Source organism: Variovorax sp. GW821-FHT06D12 (genome assembly GCF_059419205.1).
The window spans coordinates 103994-121817 of sequence record NZ_JBWKRI010000006.1 but is presented as its reverse complement, the minus strand read 5'-3'; the positions used below and the strand labels follow the sequence as shown (position 1 = coordinate 121817).

At 69.9% G+C, this 17824-nt stretch carries 15 protein-coding genes; 5 read left to right on the top strand and 10 right to left on the bottom strand.

Going from position 1 to position 17824, the window contains the following annotated elements; genetic code table 11:
* From AC07SQ_RS19505 to AC07SQ_RS19495, 3 genes are all read left to right on the top strand, one after another.
* Window positions 1–603: a TetR/AcrR family transcriptional regulator gene (locus tag AC07SQ_RS19505; RefSeq protein ID WP_062473724.1), complete on the top strand. Its 603-nt coding sequence runs from the start codon at window positions 1–3 to the stop codon at window positions 601–603.
* Window positions 604–820: 217 nt separating this feature from the next.
* The gene (locus AC07SQ_RS19500; protein WP_495272577.1) at window positions 821–1720 is read left to right on the top strand and encodes an alpha/beta fold hydrolase; all 900 of its coding nucleotides are present in this window, start codon (window positions 821–823) and stop codon (window positions 1718–1720) included.
* Between the two features lie 94 nt (window positions 1721–1814).
* Window positions 1815–4727 (top strand): SEL1-like repeat protein, encoded by a 2913-nt coding sequence (locus AC07SQ_RS19495; RefSeq protein ID WP_495272576.1) that lies wholly within the window; start codon window positions 1815–1817, stop codon window positions 4725–4727.
* A gap of 24 nt (window positions 4728–4751) precedes the next feature.
* Here AC07SQ_RS19495 and minE read toward each other — a convergent pair whose 3' ends face one another.
* The 5 genes from minE to AC07SQ_RS19470 all read right to left on the bottom strand — a co-directional run bounded on the left by minE (window position 4752) and on the right by AC07SQ_RS19470 (window position 8688).
* Window positions 4752–5024 carry a cell division topological specificity factor MinE gene (minE, locus tag AC07SQ_RS19490; RefSeq protein WP_056574726.1) on the bottom strand — a complete coding sequence of 91 codons (273 nt, stop codon included), beginning with the start codon at window positions 5022–5024 and terminating at the stop codon, window positions 4752–4754.
* Window positions 5025–5026: 2 nt separating this feature from the next.
* Window positions 5027–5842 (bottom strand): septum site-determining protein MinD, encoded by an 816-nt coding sequence (gene minD, locus AC07SQ_RS19485; RefSeq protein ID WP_062481817.1) that lies wholly within the window; start codon window positions 5840–5842, stop codon window positions 5027–5029.
* A 68-nt stretch (window positions 5843–5910) separates the two neighbouring features.
* Complete coding sequence (minC, locus tag AC07SQ_RS19480; protein ID WP_495272575.1) at window positions 5911–6687, bottom strand: septum site-determining protein MinC; 777 nt, start codon at window positions 6685–6687, stop codon at window positions 5911–5913.
* A gap of 131 nt (window positions 6688–6818) precedes the next feature.
* Window positions 6819–8105, bottom strand: a complete 1287-nt coding sequence (locus AC07SQ_RS19475; protein ID WP_070061419.1) for a solute carrier family 23 protein — start codon at window positions 8103–8105, stop codon at window positions 6819–6821.
* A 160-nt stretch (window positions 8106–8265) separates the two neighbouring features.
* A complete protein-coding gene (locus tag AC07SQ_RS19470; protein ID WP_062481810.1) occupies window positions 8266–8688 on the bottom strand; it encodes a hotdog fold thioesterase in 423 nt (140 codons plus the stop codon).
* 87 nt (window positions 8689–8775) lie between these two features.
* Here AC07SQ_RS19470 and AC07SQ_RS19465 point away from each other — a divergent pair, with 87 nt between their 5' ends.
* Window positions 8776–10110, top strand: coding sequence for an AsmA family protein (locus AC07SQ_RS19465; protein WP_495272574.1), 1335 nt, complete (start codon window positions 8776–8778; stop codon window positions 10108–10110).
* 288 nt (window positions 10111–10398) lie between these two features.
* Here the strand turns inward: AC07SQ_RS19465 and AC07SQ_RS19460 are convergent, their stop codons facing one another.
* The 3 genes from AC07SQ_RS19460 to AC07SQ_RS19450 form a co-directional block, all read right to left on the bottom strand.
* Window positions 10399–11742, bottom strand: a complete 1344-nt coding sequence (locus AC07SQ_RS19460; protein WP_139140391.1) for a tripartite tricarboxylate transporter permease — start codon at window positions 11740–11742, stop codon at window positions 10399–10401.
* Window positions 11743–11783: 41 nt separating this feature from the next.
* A complete protein-coding gene (locus AC07SQ_RS19455; RefSeq protein ID WP_495272573.1) occupies window positions 11784–12239 on the bottom strand; it encodes a hypothetical protein in 456 nt (151 codons plus the stop codon).
* Between the two features lie 93 nt (window positions 12240–12332).
* A complete protein-coding gene (locus AC07SQ_RS19450; protein ID WP_487850385.1) occupies window positions 12333–13619 on the bottom strand; it encodes a hydroxymethylglutaryl-CoA reductase, degradative in 1287 nt (428 codons plus the stop codon).
* A gap of 137 nt (window positions 13620–13756) precedes the next feature.
* On the opposite strand from AC07SQ_RS19450, the gene AC07SQ_RS19445 reads away from it, so the two are divergent.
* Entirely contained in the window at window positions 13757–15145 is a 1389-nt protein-coding gene (locus AC07SQ_RS19445) for an aminotransferase-like domain-containing protein (protein ID WP_495272572.1), read from the top strand.
* Between the two features lies 1 nt (window position 15146).
* Here the strand turns inward: AC07SQ_RS19445 and AC07SQ_RS19440 are convergent, their stop codons facing one another.
* Window positions 15147–15932, bottom strand: a complete 786-nt coding sequence (locus AC07SQ_RS19440; RefSeq protein WP_495272571.1) for a crotonase/enoyl-CoA hydratase family protein — start codon at window positions 15930–15932, stop codon at window positions 15147–15149.
* A gap of 82 nt (window positions 15933–16014) precedes the next feature.
* Window positions 16015–17823: a feruloyl-CoA synthase gene (locus tag AC07SQ_RS19435; protein ID WP_495272570.1), complete on the bottom strand. Its 1809-nt coding sequence runs from the start codon at window positions 17821–17823 to the stop codon at window positions 16015–16017.
* Between the last annotated feature and the right edge of the window lies 1 nt (window position 17824).

Below are 17824 nucleotides of genomic sequence, written 5' to 3'. Positions count from 1 at the left end.
ATGGACGCCAAGACCCAGAAAAGCGAACTCACCCGTGCCGCCATCGTCGGCGCGGCGATGCACCTCGCGCTGGCCGAGGGGCTGGAAGCCATTTCGCTGCAGGCCGTGGCAAGCCGCCTGGGGCTGTCCAAGAGCGGTGTGTTCTCGCGCGTGGGGTCGCGCGAGGCGCTGCAGAAGGCCGTCATCGAGGAATACGGCCGCGGCTTCCTGGCCGAGGTGTTCGTGCCCGCCATGCAGAAGCCCAAGGGCCTGCCCCGCCTGAACGACATCGTCGCGCGCTGGATCGCCCGCACGCGCGACGTCGAAGCACAGAACGGTTGCCTCTACGTGGCCGGCGCCTTCGAGTTCGACGACCGCGAAGGCGAGCTGCGCGACCTGCTGTTCGACGAGATCACGCGCTGGCGTGCCGCGCTGCGCCGCACGGTGCTGCAGGCGGTCGAGACCGGCGAGCTCCAGGCCGACACCGATCCGGCCCAGCTCGTGAGCGAGATCAACGGGATCATGATGAACCAGCTGCACGATGCGCGCTTCCTGCGCGACGGGCATGCGGCCGAGCGCGCGGGCCAGACCTGGCAGCGCCTTCTTTCCAGCTACCGCGCCTGAGGCGCACCCGCAGACGACGGCCACCGCCTCTTCGTTTGTCTCAATTTCGCACCACCGTGCGATAAAAAAGGAGAAGCACCATGCTGATCATTGCCCTCTTTCTCGCCGCTTACGCGGTGCTCCTCGGTGTGCGCGGCGTGCAGGACACGCTGCGCAGCCTGCCGCGCAGCAACCAGGACTGGGTCTGGTACTGAGCCCCTGAAAGAAAGCCTTCCCCATGACCACCACCACCCACACCACCGCCCCCGTGGGCTACTACAGCGCCAGCCCGCTGATGCGCGCGATGCGCTTCGGCCTGGGCGCCTCGCAGCGCCTGTGGCCCGCACTTGGCGTACGCGCGGCCTACCGCGTGTTCGGCACGCCGCTGCCGCCCAAATGGCTGTACCGCGGCCAGCAGCCCGGTGCCGACTGGCGCCGCGAGGCCTGGTCCTTCGAGGACGCGAACCTTGGCATCTACCACCTCGCCGCGCAGGACTCGGGCGCCGAGTCGGCGCCGGTCGTGCTGCTGGTGCACGGCTGGGGTGGCCACGCGGGCCAGATGCTGCCGCTGGCGCAGGCCATCGCTGCGCAAGGCCTGCGGCCCGTGCTGCTGGAGATGCCGGCCCATGGCCGCAGCGCGGGCACGGCCAGCAACCTGCCGCAGTTCGCGCGCGCCATCGACTACGTGGCGGCGCGGCTCGGCGCCGACGGGCACGTGCTGCGCGCGGCGGTCGCGCATTCGCTGGGGGCCAATGCGCTGGCCTATGCGGCGGGGCGCGGGCTGCCGGCGCAGCGGCTGGTGCTGCTGGCACCGCCCGCGTCGCCGCGCGAGTACACGCGTTACTTCGCGCAGGTGTTCGGCCTCAGCGAGCGCACGCGCGCGGGCATGCAGCGCCTGATCGAGGCGCGCGAGGGCATCCTGATGCAGCAGCTGGAGCCCGCCGCCGTGGGCCCGCGCATCGCGCAGCCCACGCTCATCGTGCATGACCGCGACGACCGCGTGAACCGCTTCGCCGACGCCGAGGCCTTTCGCGACGCGATCGCCGGCGCGCGGCTCTTTCCCACGCAGGGCTGGGGCCATCGCCGCATCCTCAAGGAGCAGGCCGTGCTCGCGCAGGTCACGCAGTTCCTGGCGTAGCGGGGCGGCGGTCACGTGCGCGTGAAACGGCGCCCCTAAACTGGGCGCCACCACCCATGGCCTTCGCCATGGACGACACACGCACCGACCACACATGGGCAATCGTTCCTGGCTCTATCTCGAACACAGTCTTCCTGACACCGAAGAAGCATCGGCCGACGAAATCGCCGAAGCCAACAACAACTTCCCCGTGCTCTGGCAGCTCCTGCTGGCCGATGGCGCGGCCGGCGACGCCATCGACCACCAGCGCGTCTTCGGCGATGCGGGCACCGACAACCTCGCCAGCGACGCGCATGCCGCGCTCGCGCGCATCCGGCAGCTGCACGCCTTTGTCGAGCGGCACCCGATGCTGCACACGCTGCCGCAGATCGCGCTGCAGTTCGAGGCCGTGGCGCTGCACCTGGCCGAGCTGATCGGCGACACGCCGGAGGGCAGCGCTCCGCGCTTCTCGGCGAACCTCGACGAGTTGTCCTGGCTGGGCGGCGATGCCGACGGCGAAGGCTTCATCGAACGCAACCGTCGCGAGTGCAATGAACTCTGGGCCGAGGTGCGCCGCTGCATCGACAGCGGCAACCACCCGGGCGTGGATGCGGCGCTGGGCATCCAACGCTTTGCCGACTGGGAGGCCTGGGCCTGGCAGTTCGGCTTCGGCAGCCTATCGCATCCCTACTTTGACGGCTACGAAGAGCCGCGCGACGAGCGCTTTGCCGACTTCGAGCCCGAAGAAGACGAGGACGACGACGAGCGTCCGGACTACGACAACCACCTGGGCGGCGACCTCTGGCGCTTCGAGGTCGACGGCCGCTGGGGCGTGATGCGCCTGGTGTACGACGACGAGGGCGCCAGCCATCGCACCACCGTGGTCGAGCCCGCGTGGGACGACATCCGCTACGCTGGTGGGAGCGACCCACGCCTGCTCTGGGTCTCGCAAGGTGAGCAATCCGGCCTGCTGCTCGCCGACGCCGAAGCGCCGCGCGTGCTGCTCGAACCGCAGCTCGACGAGGTCTGGGCCTTCGAGGACGACATCGCCACGGCGCTGGTCGGCGACCACGTCGGCCTGCTGCGCACCGACGGCAGCTGGCTGCTCGCGCCCTCGGTCGATGAGGTCTGGAGCTTTGTCGAAGGCCGGGTGCGCGCCCGCGTGGGCGAGCGCATCGGGTACATCGACCTGCAGGGCCAATGGGCGATTTCGCCCCGGTTCGAAGAAGCCGAAGACTTCACGCCTTTCGGCCTCGCGCCCGCGCGGAGTGACGAGGGCGGTTGGGGGCTGGTGGGCGCGGACGGCGAATGGGCCGTGCCGCCGGATTTCGAAAGCCTGCAGTGGCGCCACGACTGGGAGGGCTTCGACGCCAAGCGCGACGGCAAGAGCGGGCTGCTGGATGCGCAAGGCCGCGTCGCGATCGAGCCGGTCTACGAACAGGTCGACCTGCTCGAGGAATACCCCATCGAGATCCTGACGACCGAAGACAACGATCCGTCGAATGAACGCGGCACCCAGGCTCGGCCGAAGCGCTTCGCCGTGGAACGCGCCGACGGCCTGTGCGGCCTCGTCGATGGCCAGGGCCGCGTGCTCGTGCCCTTCGACTACGGCCGCTTCGAAACCCTGGAGCCGCTGACTGGCGAAGAGCGCGCGCACGCCATGGTCCGGCGCGACCTGGTGCGCGTGGCGTCCAAGGGCGGGCGCACGGCGAAGAACGCGCCGTGGCTGCGCGGCATCTACGACGTGGCCGCCGGCCGCGAGCTGGTGCCGTGCCGGCACCGCACGCTCCAGCCGCTGGCCTGGGGCACGCAGGACTTCGGCTGGCTGGTCGCCGATCCGGTGCCGCGCGCCGCGAAGGTCGAGAAGGGGCAACTCGCCGTGGGCGTGCTGCGCGCCGATGGCACCGTGCTGCATCCGCAGGCCTACCCGTGGATCTCTGCAGCGGTGTCGGTCACCGATGGCTGGATGGTCACGGTGGTCCGCTCGGACCTGCGCAAGCGCTGGAGCGCGGGCGAGCCGGTGCAGGCGGCGCGCAACGACACCGGCCTGTACGTCTGGCTGCATGCCGACGGCCGCGAGCAGGCGCACGCCGAGCACATGGCCGCGCGCCATGCCGCCGGCGACCTGCGGGCCGCCTACGAGCTGGCCTGCCATCTGCGTGACGGCGAGGGCATCGAGGCCGACCCGCGCGAAGCCCTGCGCTGGATGGCGCACGCCGCCGGCGTGCGCGCGCCCGGCGACGCGCCCGCAACCGCGTCACCCGAGGGCCTGCCCGTGGCGATGTGCGAGCTCTCGAAGATGCTGCGCTGGGACACGGCCGGCCTCGGCGCCGAACCCGCCCTGGCGCGCGCGTGGCTGTTGCACGCCATCGCCCATGGCGGCGAGGACGACGCCGCCACGCACGCCCATCTCGGCTACATGCTGACGGAAGGCGAGGGGGGCGAGCGCGACCTGGAAGGCGGCATGCAGCACTACGAACGGGCCGCCGAGCAGAACAACACGATGGCGCTCTACAACCTCGGCCTGGCGTACAAGCTCGGCGAACCGGGGGAGCCCGACCTGGCCCGTGCGATCGGCTACTTCCGCCGCGGCCACGAAGCCGGCGATGTCAGCGCCACGATGCAGCTCGGCCGCACGCTGTGCCGGCACGCAGGGGCGCTGGCCGAACAGGGCCAGGGAGAAGCGCAAGTGAAGGCCTTGTATGCCGAAGCCCTCTACGCGCTGCAGAAGGTGGCGGAGGACAGTACGCAGCGCCAGCAGGGCTGGGCCTGTTACGAGCTGGGCTGGATGCGTTTCCAGGGCCAGGGCGCGCCGGAAGATGCGGCAGCCGCCGAGCGCTGGTTGCTCACCGGTGCCGCGCTCGATGACTGCGAAGAGAACCTGGAGAGCCAGCGCGCCTGCGTGGAATCTCTGGCGGCGCAGTTCTACGGCGACCGCGAAAGTCCGCTCTTCGACGAGGACAAGGCCCGTGAGTGGACGCAGCGGCTGGAGGCGCTGCCCGCTGCGGCCCCGGATCAACCGGAGTGAGCCGGTTGATCGGGGTTCTGGCGCTCAGCGCGCCGGAACCGGATCGGGCAGTTCGATCTTGATGTCCAGCACTTCGAGGTTGTCCTGGGTTTCCAGGTGCACCTTGATGTCGTCGGCGTTGATCGACACGTACTTGGAAATCACCGCCACCAGCTCGCGCTGGAGCTCGGGCAGGTAATCGGGGCGCTTCTTGCCGCTGAGGCTGGAGCGCTCGTGAGCGAGGATGATCTGCAGGCGCTCCTTGGCGACGCTCGCAGTCTTCTTCTTCTCACCAAGCAGGAACGAAAGAAACGACATGCCTACTTGCTCCCGAAAATCCGTTTGAAGAAGCCGGGCTTCTCGGCTTCGACAAAGCGCATCGGCTTGTCTTCGCCAAGGAAGCGCGCGACCACGTCGCTGTACGCCTGGGCCACGTCGGTGTCCTTGTCGTGGATGGCGGGCACGCCCTGGTTGGAGGCGTGCAGCACGCTTTCCGACTCGGGGATCACGCCGATCAGCTTGATGCGCAGGATGTCCTGGATGTCTTCCAGCGAGAGCATCTGGCCGCCGGCCACGCGGTTCGGGTTGTAGCGGGTGATCAGCAGGTGCTCCTTGATCGGCTCGCCGCCGTCCTTGGCGCGCTTGGTCTTGCTGCTGAGCATGCCCAGGATGCGGTCCGAGTCGCGCACCGAAGAGACCTCGGGGTTGGTGACGATCAGCGCCTCGTCGGCGAAGTGCATCGCCATCATGGCGCCGGTCTCGATGCCCGCGGGGGAATCGCAGACGATGTAGTCGAAGTCCATGGCGGCCAGGTCGGTCAGCACCTTCTCCACGCCGTCCTGCGACAGGGCTTCCTTGTCGCGCGTCTGCGAGGCGGCCAGCACGAACAGGTTGTCGCACTGCTTGTCCTTGATGAGCGCCTGGCTCAGGTTGGCCTCGCCCTGGATCACGTTGATGAGGTCGTACACCACGCGGCGTTCGCAGCCCATGATCAGGTCGAGATTGCGCAGGCCCACGTCGAAGTCGATCACGGCCGTCTTCTTGCCGGCGAGCGCAAGGCCCGACGCGAAGCTGGCGCTCGTGGTCGTCTTGCCGACGCCGCCCTTGCCCGAGGTCACCACCACAATTTTGGCCATCGCCATTCCTTCTTGTTTCGATTCAGTTGTCGATTGATGCTCAGCGCTGCCGCGTTCCTGGTTTTTCATCAGGGAATCGCGTCGATCGCTATTTTTTTGCCGTCCAGGCGCACCTGGGCGGGCTTGCCCAGCACGGGCTCGGGCAGCGGCACTTCGTTCGTGCGGTAGATGCCCGCAATGGCCACCAGCTGCGCTTCCATGCAGGTCGAGAAGATCCGCGCCTCGGTGTTCCCGCGCGCGCCGGCAATGGCCTTGCCGCGCAGCGGCGCGTACACATGCACGTTGCCGTCGGCGATGACTTCGGCGCCGAAGCTCACGATGGCCGTCACCACCACGTCGCCGCCACGCGCGTAGATCTGCTGGCCCGAGCGCAGCGGCTTGTCGATCAGCAGCGTGCCGTTGGCCGGCACCGGCAGCTCGCGCACGATCTGCGGGGCTTCCGACGGTGCGGGCGCCTCGGCGGGCGGGGCCGGCGGGCGGGGCGCGGGGGCCGAGGGCATGGCGGCCACCGACAGGCCGGCTTCACGTGCCGCGGCATGCTGCTCGGGGCTGCCGCCACGCACGGCGATCGGCTGGGTCTGGTGGCGCGCCAGCAGGCTGCGCAGGGCGGCAAAGTCGATCTTGGGGGCGTCGGTGCCGCCCTCGGCCGCCTGTTCCTGCAGCAGCGAGAGGTCGATCACCACCGGCTCCTGCTCGAAGAAGTCGGGCGAATCCGCCAACTGGGCGTCGAGCGCCTCGGCCAGCACGTCGAGGTCGGCTGTCTTGAGGATCACTGCGATCAGCGGCAGTGTGGCGCTCTTGAATTCGAAAACCGCCTTGGTACGAGCGGCGGAAACATCGGCCATTGGAAAACGTGTGTGAACGTCGGTGCGAAAAGCGTTGGAGTCTAACGGGCGCCGGCCAAAGCCCGGTGACCGGCGCCGCGTTCACTGACCCCGCACAACAGTTATTGCACGAGGTTTCACTTTGTCTGCGCTCAGGCGTTGCGCGAACGGCCCAGCAGGGCGTAAAGGATGATCGCCCCGAAAGTGGCGGTTCCGATGCCGCCGAGCGCGAAGTCGCCGAACTTCAGCGTGAAGTCGCCGGTGCCGATGATCAGCGTGATGGCGGCCACGATCAGGTTCTTGTTCTGCGAGAAATCCACCTTGTTGTCGACCCAGATCTTGGCGCCGGCAATGGCGATCAGGCCGAACACCACGATGCTCACGCCGCCCATCACCGGCAGCGGAATGGCCTGGATCAGCGCGCCGAACTTGGGGCTGAAGCCCAGGATGAGCGCAATGAAGGCCGCCACCACGAACACCGCCGTCGAGTAGATGCGCGTGGCCGCCATCACGCCGATGTTCTCGGCGTAGGTGGTCACGCCCGTGCCGCCGGCGGCGCCGCTCACCACCGTGGCGATGCCGTCGCCGATGAAGGCGCGGCCCATGTACGGGTCGAGGTTGCGCCCGGTCATGGCCGTCACGGCCTTCAGGTGGCCGAGGTTTTCCGCCACCAGGATGATTGCCACGGGCGCGATCAGCAGCATCGCGTTGGCCGTGAACACCGGCGCCGTGAAGGTCGGCAGGCCGAACCAGGCCGCGTTGGCGATGCCGCTCAGGTCGACCGGCTTGCCCAGGCCCATGCCGTTGGTGAGCGCGGCGTACACCAGCGTGGCCAGGATCAGGCCGATGAGGATCAAGAGGCGCTGCACCATGCCGCGCGTGAACACCGCCACCAGGCCCACGCACAGGAAGGTCACGGCCTGCATCCACGAGTCGAAGTTGCTGGCCGCCATGTTCTTGATGGGAATGCCCGCCAGGTTCAGCCCGATGACTGCCACCACGGCGCCCGTGACCACGGGCGGCATGAAGCGCTCGATCCAGCCCGTGCCCACGGCCTGCACGATGGCCCCGATCAGGATGTAGACCACCCCGCAGGCCACGATGCCGCCCAGCGCCACCGCGATGTTGGCGTTGGCCCCCTTGCCGGCGTAGCCGCTGGCCGCGATCACCACGCCGATGAAGGCGAAGCTCGAGCCCAGGTAGCTGGGCACCTTGCCGCCTGTCACGAGGTAGAAGATGAGCGTGCCGATGCCGCTCATCAGGATCGCGATGTTGGGGTTGAAGCCCATCAGGATCGGCGCCAGCACCGTGGCGCCGAACATGGCGATCACGTGCTGGATGCCCATGGCGCCCGTCTGCAGCCAGGGCAGCCGCTCGTCGGGCGCGATGACCGCGCCGTTGGCCAGTGTGGACACCGGCTTTTCAGTCCAGTTGAACATGTGTTTTCTTCTCCTCGGTTGGTGTGTGTTTGGGGGGTCGACGCGCTCCCTGGGGCGAGATTGTGGTCGATCCACCCCGTGCTGAACACGGGTGCCACCCGCAAGAGGCGTACCAGCGGGAGAAGAAAAAAGAAGAAGCGCCCCGGGGGCGCGCCCGCGCTCAGCGCGGCTGCAGCACCGCCATGGTGATGCGCGAGACGCAGGTCAGCTCGCCCGCCTCGTTCGTCAGGTCGATCTGCCAGACCTGCGTGGTGCGCCCGCGGTGCACTGGCCGCGCCGTGCCGGTGACCCAGCCGCTGGTGGCCGAGCGGATGTGGTTGGCGTTGATGTCCAGACCCACGGCGCGGTCGCCCTCGGGGGCCGAGTAGTGCGCGCCGCAGGAGCCCAGCGTCTCGGCCAGTACCACCGACACACCGCCGTGCAGGATGCCGTAGGGCTGGCGGGTGCGCTCGTCCACCGGCACGCGGGCGCGGATGAAGTCGTCGCCCACCTCCAGGAATTCGATGCCCAGGGCGGCCACGGCCGTGCCCACGTGGTTGGCGGTCAGCGATTCGACCGAGATCTCTTTCTTCCAGATACGCATGCAGGGGTCTCCGATACAGGGGGTGCGAGGGCACTATAGCGACGACGGCTGACAACCGCAGTCGCCTTTGCGTGCTACCTTGGCCCGATGACCTTCCCTTCGGTGCGGCGGTGGCTCCTGGGCTCGGTGGCGGTGCTGCTGCTGGGCATCGGCGCGCTGGCGCTCGTGGTGGCCGCGCGCCTGCCCGACGACGAGGAGGTGGCGGCCCGCATCGCCGCCGGCTTCTCGCAGCGCTACGGCGTCGAGCTGACGGTGGGCGGCGCCCACTGGTCGCTGTGGCCGGTGCCCGTGCTGGCGCTGTCCGAGCTGGCGACCGACCAGCCCCAGCCCATCACCCTGCGCCGCGTGAGCGTGCGGCTGCACCTGTGGCCGCTGCTGCTGCGCCGCGAGGTGGCCATCGACGAGATCGCGCTCGAGAGCCTGGTGCTGCCGCGCGCCTCGGTGCGCGCCTTCCGGGACAAGGGCCCCGAGCCGCAGGAAAGCGAGCGCATCGTGCCGCTGCCCGCACCCTGGACCCTGGCGCCCGTGCCGGTGGAGCGCGTGCGCTGGCGCGACGTGGTCTGGATCGACCGCCGCGACATCGCGCTGGCCTACGATGGCGAGGTGACGTTCGACGACAACTGGCGCCCTCGCAACCTGCGTCTGGAGCGCGCCGGCGCCGCATCGCCCGTGCGCCTGCGGCTGGACCGCGAGGGCACGGAAGACCGCTGGCGCACCCGCATCGACGCCGGGGGCGGCACGTGGAACGGTGAATCGCGGCTCGAGGTGCTGCCTGAAGGGCGGGGCTTGCGCGTGTCGGCCGAGCTCGACCCGCGCCAAGTCGACATCGAAGGGCTGGTGCAGGCCTTCGGGCGCCGCTCGGCGGTGGCGGGCAAGGTCTCGGGCCACACCTCGCTGGTGGCCGAGGCCCGCGAGGTGGGCGCGCTGGTGCGCGGCCTGCACACACGCACGACCTTCTCGGTGCAGCCCGCCACGCTGACCCGGCTCGACCTCGCCAAGGCCGTGACCACCGTCGGCATCAGCCGCGGCGGCACCACGGCACTGGACGAACTCACCGGCACGCTCGACACCCAGGGCACCGAAGACGGCATCGTGATGCGCTACACGAACCTCAAGGCACGCTCGGGCGTGCTCACCGCCAGCGGCAACCTGCGCCTCTTCAACCGCCAGATGTCGGGCGAGATGGCGGTGGACCTGGTCGACGGCGTGGTCGGCGTGCCGCTGAAGATCGGCGGCAGCGTGGCCGAGCCCGAGGTGTCGATGACCGGCGGCGCGCTCGCGGGAGCGGCGGTCGGCAGTGCGGTGCTGCCGGGGGTGGGCACGGCGATCGGGGCGCGTGTGGGGCAGCAGGTGGAGAAGCTGTTCGGCGGGGACGAGCCGGCGAAGAAGACGGCGCCGAAGCCGCCTGCATCGCAGCGCTGACTGGCCGCTGTTGGTTCAGGGCGCGTGCCCAGGCCACCGGGTACTTCCCTCCGCGAATGTCCCCCGGCCTGCGGCCTCCTCCTTAATTTCGCTGCGGGAAGCACCCAGTGTCCTGGGCACGGGAAGCGGCAGTGGTGTGCGGCCGATCAACGACTGCACTGAACACGCTCACGTCGATGGAGTGCCTTGCGCAGCGAAATCAAGGAGGAGGGGCGAAGCCCCGGGGGACATTCGCGGAGCAAGGCTCCCCGTCGGCGGGAGCGTCGCCCTGAACAGCGCATCAAGCCATCAGGAGAACGCCTTGATCACTGCCGGTACCGTCAGCACCGCCGTGTAGTAGCCCATGAACTGCACGCCCGTGTTGAAGCCGATGGCGCGCGACAGGAGGCCGCCGAGCAGGCCCATCGTGAGGATCACCAGCAGGCCGAGCAGCTGGCCTTCCCACACGCTGATCACCACGATCAGCCCGACGAAGGTCGCGATGATCGCCTCGTGGCTCACCTTGCGCGAGACGAACAGCGCCGCGCGGCGCGCGAAGTTCATCGTGAACGGATAGGCCACCAGCGCGGCGAGCACCACGGCCAGCATGCCGTAGCCCAGGAACTCCCAGTGGTTCAGCAGGTTGTGCAGGTTGTGCGTCTGGCCCGTGGCCGAATCGATGGTGAACACCGGCGGTGCATTGAACAGCGGCGCGGCGGGGCCGGCCGCCACCGGGCTCAGCGGCAGGCCGATGGCGATCAGCGGGATCAGCGCTTCGGCGATGTAGGTGGCCTCGGTCACGCCGTTGCGCGCGGCCAGCGTGGTGGTGAGGCGGTGGTATGCATGCTTGATGCGTGAACCGACCAGCTCGCCCAGCACCACCGTCATCGCGACCGGGCTGAACACGAAGGTGGCGCTGGAGATCGCGGCGGTCGCGAAGGTCCACTTCACCTGGCCGCGGTCGAGCACCTTGAACGGGTTCGGGAAGTAGCCCGACCAGCCCTTCACGTCGGGCGCGAGCGAGAAGGTGCGGACCTTGTCGCGCTTCATGCGCGCACGTGCCGCGGGCGAGATCACCGAGAACAGATCGGCCACCAGCGGCCCGATGGCGATGCCCAGGAAGTAGCTGATGCTGAGCTTCACGCCGTACTTGCCCGTGAGCGCCTGCAGCGCCACGATCACCATCACGAACGGCACCAGCGTGGCCACCGAGGCCCAGCGACCGCTCGAGAAGTAGGCAATGGCCACGGCCGCCACCACGAAGATCCACGGCGCCGCCTTGGTGATGGCCGCGCCGTACGGCGCGAGCAGCACCGCGAACAGCACGGCCAGCGGCACCGCGAGAAAGGCCGCGATGATCGCGCCCGACACCATCTTGCGCAGCGCGATGTGCGGCACGCCCAGGTTGCGCAGCACGTTGGCGTCCTGCAGCAGCGGCGTGGCCATGGTGTCGCCCGGAATGCCCAGCAGCGCGGTGGGCACCGCGTGCGTCATGTGCTTGGCCACGGCCGCGGCCAGGAAGAAGGTGAACACGCCTTCGGGTGGCACGCCCAGCAGCACCACCAGCAGGGTGAGCGGCGCGAGCGTGGTGGTTTCGTCGGTGCCCGAGACGAGGCCGATGGCCGCGAACACGATGGCGCCCACGAGGCCCATGCCGGTGGCGACGAGGATCTGGTTGAAGAGGGCAGCATCGATCACGAGGCGGCTCCTTCGGCGGCCTTGGCGGCCTGGGGCTTGTACGACGCGAACAGCTCGTAGATCTCGAGCTCCTTCATCTCGCGCACCACCACGGGCGGCAGGTCGTCCACCGAGCCCAGGTCGCCGTGCTCGGCGGCCAGCTCGGCCAGCACCTCTTCGCGCCAGCGCGGATCGGCGGCGGTGCCTTCGACCACTTCGCGCTTGGGCGTGAAGAGCTTCGCGCAGATCACGCCCGAGACCACGCAGCCGCCCAGGCCCGCGAGCATCGCGTAGGCGCGCGCCAGCTCCGGCGTGCTCACCACGCTCGCGAGCACGCGGCTCGCCACGAGATACCCCGAGAGGCTCACCGCGACGCCGATCACGATCGACCACGCGAGGTGGCCCAGGTCGGCCGTGTCGCCCCATATCTCCACCAGCCGCCAGCGGGCGGGCGTTGCACTGTCTGCGTTCATTCGAGTTGTCTCCGTCTGTGGTTGTGTGACGGCCGCGTGCGCGACCGCCGCGGTGTCGGCCGCGGACCGTGGTGCGGGAGGCTCCCGCGTTGCTTACTTCTTGCGCAGCGCGTCGAGCAGCGCCACGGCGCGGTCGGTGCGCACGTCGTGCTCGGCGGCCATCTGTCTGGCGATGGCGTCGATCTCGTCGCCGGTGGCGCCCGCGACCAGCGCGATGTTGCGGGCGTGCAGCGCCATGTGGCCGCGCTGGATGCCTTCGGTGGCGAGCGCGCGCAACGCGCCGAGGTTCTGTGCGAGGCCGACGGCCACGGCGACTTCGCCGAGCTCCTGCGCCGACTTCACGTCGAGGATCTTCAGCGCGAGCCGTGCGAGCGGGTGCGTCTTCGTCGCGCCGCCGACCAGGCCCACCGGCATCGGCATCTCGATGGTGCCGACCAGCGCGCCGCCCGCGTCCTTCTCCCAAGTGGTGAGCGAGGTGTAGCGCCCGCTGCGGCAGGCGTACGCATGCGCGCCGGCTTCCACCGCGCGCCAGTCGTTGCCGGTCGCGACGATCACCGGGTCGATGCCGTTCATGATCCCCTTGTTGTGCGTCGCCGCGCGGTAGGGGTCGATGGCCGCGAAGGTGTACGCGTCGATCACGCCCTCGACCACCTCTTCGCCGCTGCGCTCGCGCGTGGCCAGCACGGAAGGCGCGAGCCGCACGCGCGCACGTGCCAGCCGCAGGTCGGCCAGGTTCGACAGGATGCGCAGGCGCACCGTGCCGCCGGTGAGCTTCTCGACCAGCGGCGACACCGCCTCGGCCATCGTGTTGACCGTGTTCGCACCCATCGCGTCGCGCACGTCGACGATCAGGTGCATCACCACCATCGCGCCGCGCGGCGTGTCGCCGAACACGTGCACCTCGATGTCGCGGCAGCCGCCGCCCAGGCCGATCAGCACCTTGTCGCGGCTGTTCGCCACGGCCAGGATCTCGTCGCGCGCACGCAGCAGCGCGAGCCGCGCGCCGTACGGGTCGGTGATGCCGATCACCTGCACCTGCGCGCGCATCAGCGGCCCGGTGCTCGAGGCCTCGAAGCCGCCGCCTTCGCGCGCCAGCTTGGCCATGAACGAGGCGGCGGCGACCACCGAGGGCTCTTCGACCGCCATCGGCACGAGGTAGTCGCGACCGTTCACGGTGAAGTTGCCGGCCACGCCCAGCGGCAGCTCGAAGGTGCCGATCACGTTCTCGACCATGCCGTTGGCGCGCTCCACGCCCAGCGCGCCGGGCTGCGCGAGCAGCGCCACCTCGTCGTCGGTGAGCGCGGCGGCCTGTGCGATGTGGGCCAGGCGTTGGGCGGGCGTGAGTGCGCGGAAATTGGGAATGCGGGAATCGGCGGCCATCGGTGCGTGTCTCTTCGGAAGGTGAATTCGGGAGCAGGCAATTTAGGCCGGCTGTACCGCCCGCGGAAGGCACAGTTTGGCGGGACAGTGCGGACAGTGGTGCGCCGCCAGGCCTCGCTGTGTCACAGTCGAAGCCCATGACCACGATCGCCGATTCGCTCGCCGACACCCTCGCGCGCCAGATCTCGAGCGGCGCCTACAAGGCCGGCGACAAGCTGCCCTCGCTGCGCGAACTCGCACAGCTGCACGGCTATGCCAAGAACACCGTGGTGGCCGCCTTCGAGCTGCTGGTGTCGCGCGGCCTCGTCGAGCCGCGGCGCGGTTCGGGCTACTACGTGCTGGCACAAGCCACGGCCACGCCCAAGCCCGCCGAGGACGACGCGGGCAGCCTCGGCCGCGCGATGGACATCGTGTGGCTCATGCGCGAGCAACTCAAGACGCAGCCCGATGCGGTGGCCGTGGGCGACGGCTTTCCGCCGGTCGAATGGCTGGCCGACGTGCGGCTGGACAAGTACCACCCCAAGGTCGTGCGCACGGGGCTCGGTGCGCTGTTCCGCTACGGCAGCCGCTTCGGCTACGCGCCGCTGCGCGACCACCTCGTGCGCAAGCTGGCGGACTTCGGCATCGGCGCCGAGCCGCGGCAGATCGTGCTCACGCACGGCGCCAACGAGGCGATGGACATCGTCATCCGCTACTTCGTGCCGCCCGGCGGCAAGGTGCTGGTGGACGACCCGGGCTACTACCCGCTGTTCGGCAAGCTCAAGCTCGCGGGCGCGCAGATGCTCGCGGTGCCGCGCCTGGCCGACGGGCCCGACCTCGAGGTGCTGGAGCAGCTGCTCATCGCCGAACGGCCGCGCCTGTTCTTCACGCAGTCGCTCGCGCACAACCCCACGGGCTCCGACATCTCGCCGGCCAAGGCCTTTCGCGTGCTGCAGCTGGCGCAGAAGTACGACCTGCTGATCGTCGAAAACGACCCGCTGGCCGACTTCAAGCCCACGGCGCTGCCGCGGCTCTCGGCGCTCGACCAGCTCGAGCGCACGATCTACATCGGCAGTTTTTCGAAATCGTTCTCGGCCGCGCTGCGCGTGGGCTTCATCGCCTGCGGCGCCGACCTCGCGAGCGATCTGGCCGACCTGAAGGCGCTGATCCACGTGAGCAGCTCGGAGTACAGCGAGCGCACGGTCGACGTGATCCTGAGCGAGGGCCACTACCAGCGGCACCTCAAGCGGCTGCAGCAGCGGCTGGGCGAGGCCACGCGCGACGCGCTGAAGCTGTTCGACGCCGTGGACGCCGAGGTCTTCGCGCGCAGCCCGCAGTCGCTCTACATCTGGGCCGCGCTGCCCGGCGTGGACGACTCGCTGGCCTTCGCGAAGGAACTGCTGCCGCGCAAGATCGTGATGGCGCCGGGGCGCATCTTCAGCGTCGATTCGACGCAGGTCTCGCGCTGGTCGCGCTTCAACGTCGGCGCCATGGCCGATCCGCGCTTTGCGAAGGCGCTGCGCACCGCGTTGCGGCGGCGCGCCTGAACTAGCCCTTGAAGGTGCCGTGCCGGCCCGCACCGCCGGCAAAGCGCGCGGCGCCGGCTTCGCCTTCGGCCGCGACGATCGGCACGCCCTGCGCGCCTTCGCGGCGCAGTGCCTCGGCCAGCGGGAGGTCCCACTGTTCGAAGGCGGAGCGGCGGTCGGCCAGCATGCATTGCTGCGGAAAGGCGGCGATCTGCCGCGCCAGTTCCTGTGCGGCGGCGAGTGCACCGCCCGGTGGCGTGGTGCGGTTCACCAGGCCCATCGCCAGCGCCTCGGCGGCGGACACCGGCCGGCCCGTGAGGATCAGGTCGAGCGCGCGCCCCATGCCCACGAGGCGCGGCAGCCGCACGGTGCCGCCGTCGATCAGCGGCACGCCCCAGCGGCGGCAGAACACGCCGAACACCGCGTCGTCGTCGGCCACGCGCAGGTCGGCCAGCAGCGCCAGCTCGAGCCCGCCCGCCACCGCGTAGCCGTTCACCGCCGCGATCAGCGGCTTGGACAGCGCCATGCGCGTCGGGCCCATCGGGCCGGTGCCGCCGCCGTCGGGGTCGAGCTCGTTGCGGCGCGCCGGATCACCGACCGCGCCCAGGTCGGCACCTGCGCAGAAATGGCCGCCCGCGCCCGTCAGCACGGCCACGCGCAGCGCGTCGTCGGCCTCGAAGCGTTCGAAGGCCGCGCGCAACGCGGCGGCCACCACGCCGTCCACGGCGTTGCGTTTGTCGGGACGGTTCAGCGTGAGCGTGCAGACGGGGCCGTCCGCTTCGAAGGTCACGCAGGGTGGGGTGGACATGGGCGGCGTCTCCGGGAAGTTGAAATGGCGGGTGGCCCGGCCATCGTAGAAAACATTCCCGGGTTCTCCAACCCCACCGCGTTCAAGTGGCGCGGATCACGTCCGCATCGCCCGCCGCCAGCGCATGCAGCCGCGCCACCTCGGCCGCGCGCCGCGTGAGCACGGCGCGCTGGTTGATGTAGCCCTTGTCGGTGATCTCGCCCGCATCGAGGCTCGGCGGTTCGGCCAGCACCAGTGCGCAGGCCGGGCACTGCGACGAGCCCGCGCCTTCGTCGCGCAGAGCGCGCAGCACCCCGGCGATGCGCGCGGCCAGCGCCCCGGGCGCGAGCGCGGCGCCTTGCGGGCTGGCGAACACCAGCATGCCGATCGCGTCGCGGTCGTGGCCGGTGAGCACGATGTCCTGCACATGCGGCGCCAGCAGCGACACCAGCTTCACGCGCAGCGTGCCCACCGACACCCAGGTGCCGGTCGAGAGCTTGAAGTCTTCCGCCACGCGGCCGTTGAAGATCACGCCCTGCGTCGGGTCGCCGGGGTTCGCAAGAAAGCCGGCGTCGCCGATGCGGTAGTAGCCCTCGGCGTCGAAGGCACTGGCGGTCTCGCGCGGCGCGTCGCGGTAGCCGGGGAACACCGAGACGCCCTTGACGCGCATCTCCAGCTTCTCGCCGTTGGGCACGAACTTCAGTTCCAGCCCCGGCAGCGGCGCGCCGATGCAGCCGGCGCCGTCGAGCTGCCAGTGCGCCGAGGTGATGGCGGGCGAGGTCTCGGTCGCGCCCCACGAGGTCGTGAGCCACAGCGGGCGCGCGGGTCGCACGCGCCGCGCCACCGCTTCGAGCCGCTGCCAGGTCGAAGGCGCGAGCGCCGCCGCCGCGTAGAAGGCCAGGCGCAGCCGCGAGAACACTTCGGCGGCGAGTGCGTCGTCGGCTTCGAGGAACGGCAGCAGCATGTCGAAGCCGCGCGGCACGTTGAACAGCAGCGTGGGTTTCACCTCGCGCAGGTTGCGCACGGTCTTCTCGATGAGGCCCGGCGCGGGCCGGCCTTCGTCGATGTAGAGCGCGCCGCCGTGGCACAGCACCATGTGCAGGTTGTGGTTCGCGCCGAAGGTGTGGCTCCACGGCAGCCAGTCGACCAGCACGGGCTTTTCCTGCGCGAGGAAGCGCCAGGTCTGCGCCATCATCTGCTGGTTGGCGCACAGCATGCGGTGCGTGTTGATCACCACCTTGGGCTGGCCGGTGGAGCCGGAGGTCAGCAGGTACTTGGCGTGCGTGTCGGGGCCCACGGCGGCGAAGGCCTGCATGACGGCGGGCGTTTCCTTCGCGTCGAGCAACTGGTCGAAAGCCAGCGCGCCCGGATGCGTGTTGGCATTGCGGCTGAACACCGTCACGGCCTCGATGCAGCAGCCTGTGAGCGATGCGCCGTACACCTTCGCGTCGGAGGCGTAGATCAGCCCGGGCTGCAGCGCCTTCAGCATGCCGTGCAGCCGCGACGGGTCTTTCGCCATGCGCGAGTAGGCGCTCGACAGCGAACAGGCCGTGCGGCCGATGTGCATCGTCGCGAGCATCAGCACGGCGTGGTCGATGGCGTTGTCCGAGAGGATCACGACCGGTCGACCCGGTGGCAGGTTCAGGTCGAGCAGGCCCTGCGCCACGGCGCCGACGGCGGCGCGCAGTGCGCGGTAGTCGAGCCTGCGCCAGCCTTCGCCCGTCTCATCGCGCTCGGCAAAGGCCAGCGCATCGGGCGTCTCGCGCGCCCAGCGCTCGATCCATTCGCCGATGCAGCGCGCATACGGCTGCAGCGCCGTCGGCGAGCGCAGCACGAACGAGCCGTCGTCGAAGTCGATGCGCACCGTGCGGGGCGGCGCGACCAGGGTGTCGTCGAGAAGGAAGTCGGTCATG